This is a genomic window from Kitasatospora sp. NPDC091276, assembly GCF_040684355.1.
Lineage (GTDB): Bacteria > Actinomycetota > Actinomycetes > Streptomycetales > Streptomycetaceae > Kitasatospora.
This window is the reverse complement of record NZ_JBFBFU010000002.1, coordinates 114,704-128,078: the sequence shown is the minus strand read 5'-3', so window position 1 is coordinate 128,078 and position 13,375 is coordinate 114,704. Positions and strand designations below refer to the sequence as shown.

At 74.7% G+C, this 13,375-nt stretch carries 11 protein-coding genes; 1 reads left to right on the top strand and 10 read right to left on the bottom strand.

What is annotated here, in order from left to right; translation table 11 throughout:
* Positions 1–88: 88 nt before the first annotated feature.
* A complete protein-coding gene (locus tag AB0O19_RS02695) occupies positions 89–679 on the bottom strand; it encodes a hypothetical protein (protein ID WP_363617227.1) in 591 nt (196 codons plus the stop codon).
* Positions 680–808: 129 nt separating this feature from the next.
* A complete protein-coding gene (locus tag AB0O19_RS02690; RefSeq protein WP_363617225.1) occupies positions 809–3,202 on the bottom strand; it encodes an ATP-binding cassette domain-containing protein in 2,394 nt (797 codons plus the stop codon).
* Between the two features lie 214 nt (positions 3,203–3,416).
* Between AB0O19_RS02690 and AB0O19_RS02685 the strand changes: the two genes are divergently transcribed.
* The gene (locus AB0O19_RS02685; RefSeq protein ID WP_363617223.1) at positions 3,417–4,688 is read left to right on the top strand and encodes an acyltransferase; all 1,272 of its coding nucleotides are present in this window, start codon (positions 3,417–3,419) and stop codon (positions 4,686–4,688) included.
* A 74-nt stretch (positions 4,689–4,762) separates the two neighbouring features.
* Here AB0O19_RS02685 and AB0O19_RS02680 read toward each other — a convergent pair whose 3' ends face one another.
* The 8 genes from AB0O19_RS02680 to AB0O19_RS02645 form a co-directional block, all read right to left on the bottom strand.
* Positions 4,763–5,551 carry a DUF3050 domain-containing protein gene (locus AB0O19_RS02680; RefSeq protein ID WP_363582518.1) on the bottom strand — a complete coding sequence of 263 codons (789 nt, stop codon included), beginning with the start codon at positions 5,549–5,551 and terminating at the stop codon, positions 4,763–4,765.
* A gap of 15 nt (positions 5,552–5,566) precedes the next feature.
* Positions 5,567–6,535: a transketolase C-terminal domain-containing protein gene (locus tag AB0O19_RS02675; RefSeq protein WP_363617221.1), complete on the bottom strand. Its 969-nt coding sequence runs from the start codon at positions 6,533–6,535 to the stop codon at positions 5,567–5,569.
* On the bottom strand, positions 6,532–7,557 hold the full coding sequence (locus AB0O19_RS02670) for a thiamine pyrophosphate-dependent dehydrogenase E1 component subunit alpha (protein WP_363617218.1): 1,026 nt from the start codon (positions 7,555–7,557) through the stop codon (positions 6,532–6,534). The genes AB0O19_RS02675 and AB0O19_RS02670 overlap by 4 nt, the downstream gene beginning before the upstream one ends.
* Positions 7,554–8,468 carry a phytanoyl-CoA dioxygenase family protein gene (locus AB0O19_RS02665; RefSeq protein ID WP_363617215.1) on the bottom strand — a complete coding sequence of 305 codons (915 nt, stop codon included), beginning with the start codon at positions 8,466–8,468 and terminating at the stop codon, positions 7,554–7,556. The genes AB0O19_RS02670 and AB0O19_RS02665 overlap by 4 nt, the downstream gene beginning before the upstream one ends.
* Positions 8,469–8,501: 33 nt before the next feature.
* Entirely contained in the window at positions 8,502–9,488 is a 987-nt protein-coding gene (gene hppD / locus AB0O19_RS02660) for a 4-hydroxyphenylpyruvate dioxygenase (RefSeq protein WP_363617213.1), read from the bottom strand.
* Positions 9,489–9,530: 42 nt separating this feature from the next.
* Positions 9,531–10,787, bottom strand: coding sequence for a beta-ketoacyl-[acyl-carrier-protein] synthase family protein (locus AB0O19_RS02655; protein WP_363617211.1), 1,257 nt, complete (start codon positions 10,785–10,787; stop codon positions 9,531–9,533).
* Positions 10,784–12,406 carry a class I adenylate-forming enzyme family protein gene (locus tag AB0O19_RS02650; protein WP_363617209.1) on the bottom strand — a complete coding sequence of 541 codons (1,623 nt, stop codon included), beginning with the start codon at positions 12,404–12,406 and terminating at the stop codon, positions 10,784–10,786. Before AB0O19_RS02650 ends, AB0O19_RS02655 begins: the two co-directional genes overlap by 4 nt.
* Positions 12,407–12,685: 279 nt before the next feature.
* Positions 12,686–13,348, bottom strand: coding sequence for a hypothetical protein (locus AB0O19_RS02645; RefSeq protein WP_363617207.1), 663 nt, complete (start codon positions 13,346–13,348; stop codon positions 12,686–12,688).
* Positions 13,349–13,375 lie beyond the last annotated feature (27 nt).

The window sequence follows — 13,375 nt, the reverse complement described above, 5'->3', positions numbered from 1 at the left end:
CGGTCTTCGGGCACCCGTTCTGCCGGCTGGGCCGCGGGCCGGGCGGCCGAACGGTCGAGGGGGCGTTCGGGAGGTCGTTCGGCCGGGGTCACGGCGCGCCCGGCCGGGTGGGGGCGTACGGACCGGGCGCGGGCCCCGGCGGGGCGGCGGGGGCGGGCGACGGGGCGGGGGGCGGTGTGGGCGACGGCCCGGGCACCGGCCGGCCGGTGGCCGCGTACGTCTGGAGCTGGAGCCCGTCGCAGTAGCACCAGCGGTCGCGCACCGCGTCGAACACCCAGAGAGCCTCGGCGTCGACGACCAGGCCGATCCGCAGGCCACGGGTCCGCTCCCGGAAGGCCTCCAGGTCCAGGGCGCCCGCCGCGAGGTCCTCCAGCAGGGCGCGGTAGCGGGCCACCGCGGCCTCGGCCTCCACGAGCGCCGGGCGCGGGTCCGCCGTCCGGGTGGGCGGGCCCCCGGCGGTGGGCGGCGGCTCCGGGAGGGCGACCAGCAGGCGGCCGTCGACCCAGGCCGTCCAGCCGTTGGAGCAGAGGACCTGCGCCCAGTCGCCCTGCCGGGCGACCACCCGCACCGGCAGCAGCGCGTCCAGCCGGGTGGCGGGCCGGGCCGGGTCCGGGGCCGCCCAGGTGGCCATCCCGGCCGGTGGGGCGACGTGGGTGGGGCGGAACGCGAACTCGTCCATGGGCGGCTACATTTCCTCCGCCGCGCGAGCCCGCGGCTGCGCGCGGTCATAGCGATGGGACTCGCACCACAGGTCGCTTCCCACTGTACCGGCGGTGGTCGGCCGGGGCCCGGGGCCGCTGTTCGGGACTCAGCGCCGCATGATCGCGGGCTCGTGCCGCCGCAGCAGGGCCAGCACCAGCAGCCCGTACGCGACCGCGAGGCCGGGCAGCACCGCGATGTCGAGCAGCCAGCCGGCGCGCTCGTGGCGGAACATCGGGTCGGCGGTGATCGCGCTCGGGAAGATGCCGTGGAGCTCGACGGTGCGGGCCATCGCGGCCATGCCCCAGCGGGACGGGATCAGCCAGGCGAACTGCTCCAGCCCGGGCACGCCGTGCAGCTTGAGCATCAGGCCGCTGAAGACGATCTGCACCACCGAGAGGAGCACCAGCAGCGGCATGGTGGCCTCCTCCTTGTCGACGATCGCCGAGACCACCAGGCCGAGCATCATCGCCGAGAACGCCAGCAGCGCGACCGCGATGATCAGTTCGGGCAGCTGCGGCATCACCACCCCGGTCGGCACCGCCCAGGAGAGGTCCACCCCGGCGAGGCCGACCACGGTCAGCACGACGGCCTGGGCGGCCGTGACCGTGCCGAGCACCACCACCTTGGAGACCAGGTACGCGGATCTGGACAGTCCGACCACGCGTTCCCGGCGGTAGATCGCCCGTTCCTTGACCACCTCGCGCACCGAGTTGGCGGCGCCGGTCAGCAGGCCGCCGATGCACAGCGTGAGCAGGCAGTTCACGGCGTTGTCCGGGGTGAGCCGGGAGCCGGCCATCACCCGGCACATCAGGCCGATCACGAAGGGCAGCACCACCATGATGGTCAGGAACAGCCGGTCGGCGGCGAGCACCGCGGTGTACCGGCGTACCAGGGTGCCCAGCTGGGAGAACCAGCCCTGCGGCTTCTCCCAGCCGATCGGGTCCCGCCCGGCCCCCGGCGCCCGCGCCGGCTCCGCTGGCGGCCCCGCTGCCCCCGGCGCTCCCGGTGCCGCGGCCGGAGTCAGGGACACCGCCTCGGCGGCGACGTACCGCTCGTACTGCGGGGAGGTGCGGAAGCGGCGCTGCCAGGACTCGTGGTCCTCGTTCTCGAAGGCCTCGAAGGCCTCCGGCCACTCCGCGAAGCCGAAGAACGCCAGCGCCTCGCCCGGCGGGCCGTAGTAGGCCGTCCGGCCGCCGGGGGCGAGCACCAGCAGGCGGTCGCACACGTTCAGGCTCAGCACGCTGTGCGTCACCACGACCACCGTCCGGCCGTCGTCGGCCAGCCCGCGCAGCATGTGCATCACCGAGCGCTCCATGCCCGGATCCAGACCGGAGGTCGGCTCGTCGAGGAACAGCAGCGAGGGCTTGGTGAGCAGCTCCAGCGCGACGCTGACCCGCTTGCGCTGGCCGCCGGAGAGGCTGCCGATCACCTGGTCGGCCCGGCCGGCCAGGCCCAGCTCGTGGACCACCTCGACGACCCGGGCCTCCCGCTCGTGCTTCGCGGTGTCGCCGGGGAAGCGCAGCTCGGCGGCGTAGCCGAGCGCGCGGCGGACGGTGAGCTGGGTGTGCAGGATGTCGTCCTGCGGCACCAGGCCGATCCGGCGGCGCAGTTCGGCGTAGTCGCGGTAGAGGTCGCGCCCGTCGTACAGCACGGTGCCCTCGTCGGCGGGGCGCAGCCCGGTCAGTGCGTTGAGCAGGGTGGACTTGCCGGCGCCGCTCGGGCCGGCCACCGCCAGCAGCGCCTTCTCGGCGAGCGGGAAGCTCACGTCGTCCAGCAGCACCCGGTGGTCGGACCCGACCCGGACCACCAGGTGCCGCACGTCCAGGGAGATCTCGCCGGTGTCGGTGTACTCGACCAGGTGGTCGTCGGCGAGGCAGAGCGCGGAGTGGCCGATGCCGACGATGTCGGCCGGGCCGACCGCTGCCCGCTGCACCGGGCGGCCGTTGTGGTAGGTGCCGTTGTGGCTGTCCAGGTCGACGATCTCGTGGCCGCCGCCGGGCAGTTCGCGCAGTTCGGCGTGGTGGCGGGAGACCACCAGGTCGTCCAGGACCAGGTCGTTGTCGTGCGAGCGGCCGATCCGGACCGTGCGGCCGGGCAGTTGGAGCACCGAGCTGGGGCTGCGGAAGGTGCCGGAGGCCTGCGGGGCGAGCAGGGAGGGCCGTTCGCCGGGGTCGGGGCGGGGCAGGCCGGCGAAGGTCGCGGACGGGCCGTCGGCCGGATCGCCGAAGCGCAGCCGGGTGCCGGGGCCGATGTCCTCGCGCTCGACCCGGCGGCCCTGGTCGTAGGTGCCGTTGGTGCTGCCGGCGTCCTCCAGCAGCCAGTGCCCGTCGGTGGCCCGCAGCACGGCGTGGTGCCAGGAGACCCGGGGGTCGTCCAGGACGACCTCGCTGGTCGGGTCGCGGCCGAGGTGGTAGGCCAGGGCCGGGTCGATCAGCAGCGACCCGGTGTCGGTGACCAGGACGAGGGGCGGCGCGGTGGGTGCGCCCGGGCGCTCTCCCATGCTGGGCATTCTATCGCCGCAGCAGTCCAGCGGCCTTTCCGGATCCCGGGATTGGACTGGACCACTGTGACGGCGCGGCACTATCGTTCGGCGTGCCCGCACGCCACCCGCCGAACAATCGGGGACGGAACGCATGAGTAGTTGGCCGGTGTTGCGAAGATCCCGGACTGTCAGTGCCGGCCGTGCCCCCGGAACGGTGCTGCACTGCGGCCTGATGGACACCATGCTGGCGGACCTCGCCGTCTCGGTCGTGCTCTACTTCGACCAGGCGCTGGACGAGGACCGGCTGGCCGCAGGACTGGCCCGCGCGCTCGACCGGGTGCCGGTGTTCGCCGGGCGGCTGCGCACCGGCGGGGGAGGCGCCCTCCAAGCGGTCTGCGACGACTCCGGCGTCCCGCTGGACGTCTACACCGTGGACGGCACGCTCGCCGAGGCGATGGGCCGGGTGACGGCCGCCGGCTCCGAACTGGTCGATCCGGTGGACGCCCCGGCCGCGCGCGGCGGCGGCGTACCGCTGCTCACCGTCCGGGTCACCCGCACCGGGGACGGTGGGACGGTGCTGGGCTGCTCCTGGCACCACGCGATCGGCGATCTGCACAGCTTCATGCTGCTGCTGCGGATCTGGTCGGCGGCGGTCGAGGACGAGGAGCTGCCGGAGGCCGAACTGGTCGAGGATCAGGACGAGTTGCTGGACCGGGTGCTCCCCGCCGAGGACTGCGGACGGCCCGGCTTCCGGGTGCCCTCGACGGCGCAGGCGCAGTTGCTGGCCCGCGAGGTCGCGGTCGGTCCGCGGGCCAACCGGACCGTCCAGATCTACTTCGGGGACGCCGAAGTCGAGCGGATGCGCGCGGAGTTCAGCGCGACGGCCGGCCGACGGCTCTCCTCCGGTGACGTGCTCTGCGCCCATGTCGTCAGCACCATAAGGGAGTTGGATGGCGACGAGGCGGAGCGCTGGCTGACCGTACCGGTCAACGCCCGGCGCTGGCTCGGACTTTCACCCGCCCTGGTGGGCAACCTGCTGGGCGACGTCCACGTGTCGCACCGGCCAGAGGACGGCCCGGCGGCGCTCGCGGGCGCGCTGCGGGCGGCGGTCGAGGAGTTCCCGGCCGCCCACCTCAACCTGCGTTCCAATCTCGGCTTCCTGGCCTCGCTCGGCCGCTCCCGGTTGCGGGACTGCGTGCCGCTGGGCTTCGACCCGCAGGAGCGCCGGTTCAGCTTCTCGAACTGGAGCCGGTTCGGGGCCTATCGGGTGAGCTTCCAGGGGTACCGGCCGGTGTTCTTCAGCCCGGCCGCCAACTATCCGCTTCCCTGGGTGAGTTGGACGGTCGAGGGGTTCGGCGGCGCCGGATACCTGACCACCGTGGTGCTGCCGGCCCGGCTCGCCGCCCGGGTGCGGGGGGCGGAGGGCCGGGCCGCGCTGCACCGCTTCCGGACGGCGGCGGACGAACTGCCCGCGTCGGCCGCCGCCGTCCCGAAGGTGATCTGAGCCGTACCGCGCGTGGCGTGAGTCGTACCGCGACGCGCGGGGTGAGCCGCGGGGTGAGCCGCGCCTGGGCCGCGCTACGCGAAGGCGGCCTCGATCGCCGTCCACAGCTGCACCCGGGCGCGCAGCGCGGTACGAACGGTTTCGGCGCACTCGTCCCACTTGGCCTGGTCGTCGCCGCACAGGTCGATCAGCATCTGCATCGCCATCGGGGTGTGCTGCTCGCCGTCCACCTCGATGTGCCGGGCCAGGTAGTCCTTGAAGACGGTGAGCACGCCGTCCGGGTCGTCGATGCCGACCACCTGCGCGAACATGTCCGGGATCAGGTCCTCGCGGCCGAAGGCGAAGGCGGCGGCCCGGCAGTGCACCGGCGCGTTCTCGATGATCGACCAGGTGGTGCCGGTGAAGTCGACGGCGGCCTGCGGCACCGCGGCGGCCTTCAGCGCCTGCGGGACGGCGGTGCCGGTGCCCAGCAGCCCCAGGAACTCCTCCACCGGGCCCGGGTCGGCGCCGGCCTGCCGCATGCCCTCGACGTACAGCTCGAAGTGGCTGGTGTAGCCCTCCCCGAGTTCGTCGCTCTCCTCGACCAGCACGATCTCGTTGATCAGCCGGCGGCTGGCGGTCGGCCCGCTCGGGACCCACGGGACCTCGACGCTGGTGAGGTCGCGCTGCAGGCTCTTCAGCAGCGACATGAAGTCCCAGACCGCGAAGACGTGGCTGTCCAGGAAGGTGCGGACGCGCCCGATGCTGGTCAGCCCGCCGTACACGCCGTGGCCGACGACCTCGCGGCGCAGCGGGTCGATGGCCTGCTGGAGGCTGGTCAGGCCGGGGTGCGAACGGTCCCAGTGGTAGCGGTTGGTGGACAAGGCGGCTCCTTCTGCTCAGGGGTGCTTGAGGACGGCGTGCAGGGCGTGGCGCAGTTGCTCGCGGCCGGGCTGGAGGGCGCGGTCGAGGGCGGGGGCGAACGGCAGGACGGCGCCGTCGGGGCGGGTGACCCGGCGGGGCGGGGCGATCAGGCGCATCTCCTCGGAGGCGGTGGCCAGCACCTCCGCGGCGAAGCCGCAGCTGCGGTTGGAGTCGTCGAAGACGACCAGCCGGCCGGTACGTTCCAGCGAGGCTGCGAGCGCGGCCCAATCTAGGGGGTACAGCGTGCGGGGGTCGAGGACTTCGACCGAGATGTCCTCGGCGACCTCGTCCGCCACGGCGAGCGCGTCGTGCACCAGGTGTCCGACGGCGACCACGGTGACGTCGGTGCCGGGGCGGTGGATCCGGGCCCGGCCGAGCGGGATCGGCGCGAGGTCCCAGGTGACGGTCTCGCGCACCGGGAGGGCGGCGGCGGGCGCGAACACCACGACCGGGTCCGGGTCGCGGATCGCCGAGCGCAGCAGCCCGTAGGCGTCGGTCGGGGTGGCGGGCACCACGGTCTTCACCCCGGCGTGCGCGAACAGGCTGTACGGGTGGTCGGAATGCTGCCCGGCCCAGCCGTCCCGGGAGCCCGAGCCGGGCACCAGGCAGGTCAGCGGGACGCTCGCCTGCCCGCCGGTCATCAGCGAGAACTTGTGTGCCTGGTTGACGAGTTGCTCGAAGACCAGGAACAGCAGCGAGGGGATCTGGAACTCCAGCACCGGGCGCCGCCCGGCGAGCGCCGCGCCGATCGCCATGGCGGTGAAGGCCTGCTCGGACAGCGGGGTGTCGACGATCCGCTCGGGCCCGAAGCGGTCCAGCAGGCCGAGCGTCGGGCCGGCCATCCCGGCGCCGATGTCCTCGCCGAAGACGCAGACCGCCGGGTCGTCGGCGAGTTCGTCGGCGATCGCCCGGTTGAGGGCCTTGGTGTACGAGAGCCTGGTCATGCCACCGCCCCGGCCCGGGGCCGCAGGCCGTCGGCGTACAGGTGGTCCAACGCGCCGGCCGGGTCGGGGTGTTCGGAGGCGAGGGCGAACTCCTCGGCGGCGGCGAGCTGGCGGGCCACCGCGTCGTCGAGTTCGGCGACGGCCGACCGCTCCAGCTGGGCGGCGGCCCGGGGGAGCGGGTCGCGGGCGCGCCAGGCCTCGACCTCCTCGGGGGTGCGGTAGTGCAGCTTCATCCGGCGTTCCATGGTGTGGTGGCCCTCGTAGCGGTAGGTGCGGCATTCCAGGAAGCCGGGGCCGCCGCCGGACCGGGCCCGCTCCACCGCGCGCAGGGCGGCGGCGCGGACGGCCTCGGTGTCCATGCCGTCCACCTCCTCGGCGGGGATGCCGAAGGCGGCCGCCCGCCCGGTCGCGCTGCCCGCGACCGCGGTGGCGGCTGGCAGGGTGGTGGCGTAGCCGTTGTTCTCGCAGACGAACACCACCGGCAGGCGCCACATCGAGGCGAGGTTGAACGACTCCAGCAGCACGCCCTGGTTGAGCGCGCCGTCACCGAAGAAGGCCACGGCCACCCGGCCGTCCCCGGCCTGGCGGGCGGCCCAGGCGGCGCCGACCGCGATCGGGGCGCCGGCGCCGACGATGCCGTTGGCGCCGAGGATGCCGAGCGAGAGGTCGGCGGCGTGCATCGAGCCGCCCCGGCCGCCGTTCAACCCGTCGACGCGGCCGGCGAGTTCGGCGAGCAGCCGGTGCGGTGCGGCGCCCCGGGCGAGCACGTGGCCGTGGCCGCGGTGGGTGCTGGTGAGCCGGTCGGCGGGGCCGAGCGCCGAGCAGACGCCGACCGCGACGGCCTCCTGCCCGATGTACGGGTGGATGCCGCCGGGGATCGCGCCGGCCTTCACCAGGCCGAGCGCCAGCTCCTCGAAGCCGCGGATCAGCCGCAGCATCCGGTAGCGCTCGGCCGGCGTGTCCAGCGGTGCGGCGCCGGGGGCGGCGGTGCCGGGGGACAGGGTCGCCGGGGGAGCCGTCACCGGGTCCCCCGCCAGATGGTCGGGCAGAACTGCGGGTCGGCGTAGTCGGGCCGGCCGTCGGCGGTGCGGCGCACCAGCACGTCGTGGTTGTACACCACCGGGCCGCCGTCCGCCCGGGTGTGGTGGCGGTACTCGTTGGCGCCGTCCTGGAGGTGCAGCGAGACGGCCCGGCGGGGGAAGGAGGCCAGGTTGGGGCCGCTGCCGTGGTAGGTGCGGCAGTGGTGGAAGGACATGTGGCCGCGCGGGATGTGCATCGGGACGGTGCGCACCTGCTGCCCGTTGTGGGCGGCGTTGGCGGCCAGGATGCCGTCGAGTTGGGTGCGGTCGCGGTCGGCGAAGTGGCGGGTGGAGTCCTCGCCGGAGTCCAGCTCCCGCCAGCGGTGGCTGCCGTCCACCATGGTGATGGTGCCGTTCTCCTCGCGGCAGTCGTGGAACGGGATGAACGCGGTGAGCATCTCCTCCGAGGTGGAGGTCTGCCAGTAGTGCTTGTCGAAGTGCCAGGGCACCTGGTTGCTCGGCTCCCCGGGCACCGGCGGCTTGTAGATCAGGGTCGCCTGGAACACCCGGATCTCCTCGGCGCCGGCCAGCAGGGCGGCCACCGCGCCGATCAGCGGCTTGCGCAGGATCGCGCCGATGGCGTCGCTCTCGTAGTGCACGTAGTCGTTGTGCCGCTGGATCGGGCCCTGCGAGGGATCCCAGGCGGCCAGGCGCGGCGGGCGGGCGGGCAGTTCGCGGTCGCGGTGGCCGCCGTAGTAGAGCTCGGTGGCGGCCTGGAGGGTGTCCAGTTCCTCGTCGCTGAACAGCTTCCGGGACAGGTACCAGCCGTGCTCGCGGTAGTGGGCCACCTCCTCGGGCGTGGGCAGCAGGGCGTGTTCGGCCTCGCTGAGGCGGAACTCGACGGCGGTGGTCATGGGGTGTGCCCCTTCTTGAGGTGTGGGCGGCGGTCAGACGGCGGCGTCGGAGCTCTGCCGCTCGACGGCCTCGTACAGGGCCTTGATGTTCGCGGTGCCGAAGGTGCCGGCGCCCTGGCGCTCGATCAGCTCCAGGAAGTACGTCCGCCGCGGGTGGGTGGAGCGGACGAAGATCTGGAACAGCTGGCCGCCGTGGTCCTGGTCGACGAGCACGTGCAGGTCGCGCAGGGTCTCCACCGGGATCGCCGTCTCGCCGAAGCGCTCGGCCAGGGCGTCGAAGTAGGCGCCCGGGGTGCTCAGGAACTCCACGCCGTTGGCCCGGGCGGTGCGGACGGCGGTGGCGATGTCGCCGGTGCGGAAGGCCAGGTGCTGCACTCCGGCGCCGTCGTGGGAGGCCAGGAACTCGTCGATCTGGCCGGGCCGCCGGGTGGTGTCCGGCTCGATCAGGGTGAAGGTGACCTCGCCGGAGGCGCTCTGCACCACGCTGGAGTCCATGGCCTGCCGGCCGACTTCGATGTACTCGCCGAAGATCCGGTGGAAGCCGAGCGCGGCCTCGCAGAACCGTACGGCGTCGGCGAGTTCGCCGGCCGGGACGCAGATCGCGACGTGGTCCAGGGCGTCCAGCAGGCCAGGCTCGTCGGCGGGTTCGGCCGGGCGCGGCGGTACGAACCTCAGGGCGGTGTCGCCGAAGCCGGCGATCAGCCGGCCGGCCCGGTCCAGCACGCGGGCGCCGTGCCGCTCGGCGCGCTCCAGCGCGGCCTGCGGGTCGGTGCAGGCGAGGGCGAGGGCGGCGACGCCGTCCCCGTGCCGGGCGACGAAGCCGGCCACCGGGTGGTCGGGGTCGGCGGCGGAGGCCAGGTGCATCCGGATCGAGCCCTGGCGCAGCCGGATGGTGCGGGCGCCGTCCGGTGCGGTCTCCGGGGCGTCGGCGGCGAAGCCGAAGTCGGCGCAGAGCCCGGCCGCGGTCTTGTCGGCGTCCGCGCAGTAGAACTCGACGTGGGTGATGGACTGGATGGACAACGGGATCTCCCCCGGAGGGATGGAAGGGCGTGGATCGGCGCGCTACTTGGCGGCCCGGGTGGACGCCGGGCCGAGGATCAGGCTGAGGTTGTGGCCGCCGAAGGCGAAGGCGTTGCTCAGCGCGGCGCGCACCGGTGCGGACCGGGCCCCGCCCCGGACGTGGTCCAGGTCGCAGGCCGGGTCGGGGTCGGTCAGGTTGAGTGTCGGCGGCAGCGTCCCCCTCGCCACCGCCAGGGCGGTCACCGCCGCCTCCAACGCGCCCGCGGCGCCGAGGAGATGGCCGGTGGCACCCTTGGTGGAGCTGACCGCGGGCGGGTGCGCGCCGAAGACGGCGCGCAGGGCGGCGGTCTCGGCCACGTCACCGAGCTTGGTGCCGGTGCCGTGGGCGTTCACGTAGTCGATGTCGCCCGGGGCCAGGCCGGCGTTGGCGAGCGCGGAGCGCATCGCGTCGGCGGCGCCGGAGCCGTCGGGGCGGGGCATGGTCGGGTGGTGGGCGTCGGTCGAGGCGCCCCAGCCGATGACGTCCGCGTACCCGGCGGCGCCGCGGGCGTCGGCGTGGTCGGCGCGTTCCAGCACGAGGACGGCGCTGCCCTCGCCGAGCACGAAGCCGTTGCGGCGGGTGTCGAAGGGCCGGCTGGCCTGCTCCGGATCCTCCCAACCCTGGGCGAGAGCACGGGCGTTGGTGAAGGCGGCGGCGATGGTCGGGTGCAGCGAGGACTCGGTGCCGCCGCACACCACCACGTCCGCGTCGCCGGAGCGGATCAGCCGCAGCCCCTCGGCGACGGCCTGGGCGCCGGCCGCGCAGGCCGTCACCACGGCCGAACTGTAGCCGCGGATGCCGTGTTTGATGGCGATCCGGGCGGTGGCCATGTTGGAGAGCATGCCCGGCAGCAGGTACGGGCTGACGCCGGGGCGGCCGCGTTCCAGCCGGCGGTGCGACTGCTGCTCGAAGGTCTCCAGTCCGCCGCCGCCGGTGGCCAGCACCACGGCGGTGCGGTGCGGGTCGGCGTCCCGGCCGACGACCAGGCCGGCGTCGGCGAGCGCGTCGTCGGCGGCGGCCAGGGCGAGCAGCACGAAGCGGTCCACGCAGCGGGTCTCGGTGGGTGGCAGCACCTCGCGGCCGTCCACGGCGGGGGCGATCCCGGCGGCGGGCAGCCAGCCGTGCGCGGCGTGGCCCTCGGGGACGGCGGTCAGTCCGGAGCGCCCGGCGTTGAGCGCGTCGAACACCTCGGCGGGCTTGCGGCCGAGCGGCGAGACCAGGCCGAGGCCGGTGACGACGGCGCCCTCGCGGCGGGTCATCGGGCACCGGCCGCGGCGTCGAGGTAGCGCTGGCGCAGCAGCACCTTGCGGACCTTGCCGGTGGGGCCGAGCGGGATGTCGTCCCCGGAGACGACCAGCACCTGGCGTACGGTCGCGGCGGCGGCCTCGTCCAGGGCGGCGATGACGTCCTTGGTCCGGTCGGCGGTCGGGTCGGCGTCGGCGGTGAGGATCAGCAGCACGTCGGTGACCACGCGCTCGCCGTCCCGTACGGCGACCACCGTGCAGTCCGCCACGTCCGGGCGGGCGGCCAGCACCCGCTCCTCCGACATGGCGGTGAACAGCCGCTTGCCGTCGCCGAGTTCGACCGAGTCGACGGCCCGGTCGACGTGGTAGTAGTAGCCCTCCTCGTCCCGGTACATCAGGTCGCCGGTGAGGAAGCGGCCGCGGATCCGGGTGCGGAAGGTGGTGGCCGAGTCGTTCCAGTAGCCGAGCGCCAGGGTCGGTGAGGAGGTGGCGAGTTCGCCGACCTCGCCGGGGTCGAGCGGCTCGCCGTCCGGGCCGACCACCTCGCAGTCGACGAAGGCGTGCGGGCGCCCGACGCAGCGCCCGTAGCGCTCGGTGCCGGGGCCGTGGGTGATGAAGAAGTGCGAGTGGCCCATCTCGGTGGAGCCCAGGCCGTCGACGAACAGCGAGCCCGGCGTCCGGGTGCGGCCCGCGCGGGTGACGGACTCCCGGCTGCCGGTGGCGATCAGGCGGCGGATGTGCACCTCGTGCGCGCAGTCGCCGGTGTTCCACCACAGGGCGACGGTGGCGAGGTCCCGGGCGGCGAGGTCGTGGTGGGCGAGTTCGGCCCAGGTGGCGGCGAAGCCGATCACCCCGGTGGGCCGCCACTGCTCGATCGCGTCCAGCACCCCGGCGCCGGACTGCCGTGACAGCACGGCGAGTTCGGTGTGCGAGCTGAGCGCCAGGTTGAGCGCGATCAGGGTGGCGGCGTGCGGCGCGGGCAGTGCGCTGAGCATCCGGTCCTGGCCCTGCGGGCGGGGCAGCCGCAGCCGGTGGCGGATCGCCGCGTACAGGCTCGCGTGCGAGTGGACGACGGCCTTGGGCATTCCGGTGGTGCCGGAGGAGTGGGTGATCGCCACCGGGTCGCCGGACCAGTGCCGGTACGGCTCGGGGGCGGCGTCCGGGTCGCCCGCGCCGAGGGTGGAGATCTCGGGCAGCAGCGGCGCGCCGGGGTCGTGGCCGACCAGCGCGGCCAGGTGGGCCGGGTCGGCGAGGACGCCGACGGCGCCGAGGCGGGCGATGTAGCGGGCGGCCCGCTCGCCGTCCACGTTGGGGTTGAGCAGCGCGGGGATGGCGCCGAGCCGGGTCAGGGCGAGGAAGGCGAGCACGTGGTCTGCGGCGTCGCTCGCGAAGACCACCACCGGGTCGCGCCGGGTGATGCCGAGGGCGTGCAGGGCGGCGGCGCGGGCCCGGACGGCGCGGTCGAGTTCGCGCAGGGTGAGCGGTTGCCAGGCGGGGTGGTCGTCCACCGGGGTGTCGAAGGTCAGCAGCGGTTCGTCGAGGCCGAGGCCGAGTGCGAGCCGGGCGGTCAGGACGTTGCCGGCGCCCACGTCGGGGTCGTCCGCGATCAGGCTGCGGACACTGCGGATGGTCACGGGGTGGATCCCTCCCTCGGGGCCGGAGACGGCCCGGGCGGCTGATCGGTTGGCGTGGGTCGGGCGGCCGCGCGGGCGGCGAAGGGTGTCGGCGGGTGTCGGTGGGCTGTCGGCGGGTGCGACGGGGCCTGGGTGGGTGACGGGGCCGGGTGCTGGTCTGCCGGGTGCGGCTGCTTCAGTCGTCGGGCCTCGTTCGTGGGTACGGCCGGCGGTGGCCGGACGGTTCAGTCGGTGACTCGGTCGGTGACTGAGGCGGTGACTGAGGCGGTGACCGGGACGTCAGCCGGTGACCAGGACGGCCACCGCGTGTCCGGCGGCCCCGCCCGGTCCGTCGTCGCCCGGTTCGGCGGCGATGACCAGCACCTGGTCGGCGTCGCCGTCCGCGAGGAGCAGCGCCGCGAGGTCGAGCGCGTCCGAGGGCACCTGCCCGGGGACGGCGCGGGCCGGGCTGATCGCCACGACGGGGCCGGTCAGGCCCCAGCGGGCGGCGATGTGCCCGAGGACGGCGTTGGGGTTGGACTGGAAGAACAACAGGGGTGCGGGGCGCCGTCCGGGTTCGGCGCTCCGGTCGATGGCCCGCGCGGTGGCGCGGTCGCCGCCGGCGCTGGCCAGCAGCAGTGCGGTCCGCCCGGGGGCGGGCGGGGCGCCGTGGTGGGCGCGCAGGCAGCGGTCGGCGGTGTCGGCGACCAGCGGGTTGAAGCCGGAGGCGGCGAAGCCGGGCAGCGGTGGCGGCGGGCCGGCCAGGTCGGGGTCGGCCGAGCCGGGGTCGGGTCGGCGGGCCTCGGCGAGGACCCGCAGCCGGGCGGCGGCCGGCGCGGGTGCGGCGCCGAAGCTCGTGGCGTCGGGCGCTGTGGCATCGGAGTCTGTGGCGTCGGGGTCTGTGGCGTCGGGGTCTGTGGCGTCGGGGTCTGTGGCGTCGGGGTCTGTGGCGTCGGTGGTCATGGTGTGGGTGCCGGGGTACGGGGTCGG

Coding starts and splice junctions, on each gene's coding strand:
- AB0O19_RS02695 (WP_363617227.1), bottom strand. CDS start 679: ATGGACGAGTTCGCGTTCCGCCCCACCCACGTCGCCCCACCGGCCGGG.
- AB0O19_RS02685 (WP_363617223.1), top strand. CDS start 3,417: ATGGACACCATGCTGGCGGACCTCGCCGTCTCGGTCGTGCTCTACTTC.
- AB0O19_RS02645 (WP_363617207.1), bottom strand. CDS start 13,348: ATGACCACCGACGCCACAGACCCCGACGCCACAGACCCCGACGCCACA.
- AB0O19_RS02675 (WP_363617221.1), bottom strand. CDS start 6,535: ATGACCAGGCTCTCGTACACCAAGGCCCTCAACCGGGCGATCGCCGAC.
- AB0O19_RS02690 (WP_363617225.1), bottom strand. CDS start 3,202: ATGGGAGAGCGCCCGGGCGCACCCACCGCGCCGCCCCTCGTCCTGGTC.
- AB0O19_RS02665 (WP_363617215.1), bottom strand. CDS start 8,468: ATGACCACCGCCGTCGAGTTCCGCCTCAGCGAGGCCGAACACGCCCTG.
- AB0O19_RS02655 (WP_363617211.1), bottom strand. CDS start 10,787: ATGACCCGCCGCGAGGGCGCCGTCGTCACCGGCCTCGGCCTGGTCTCG.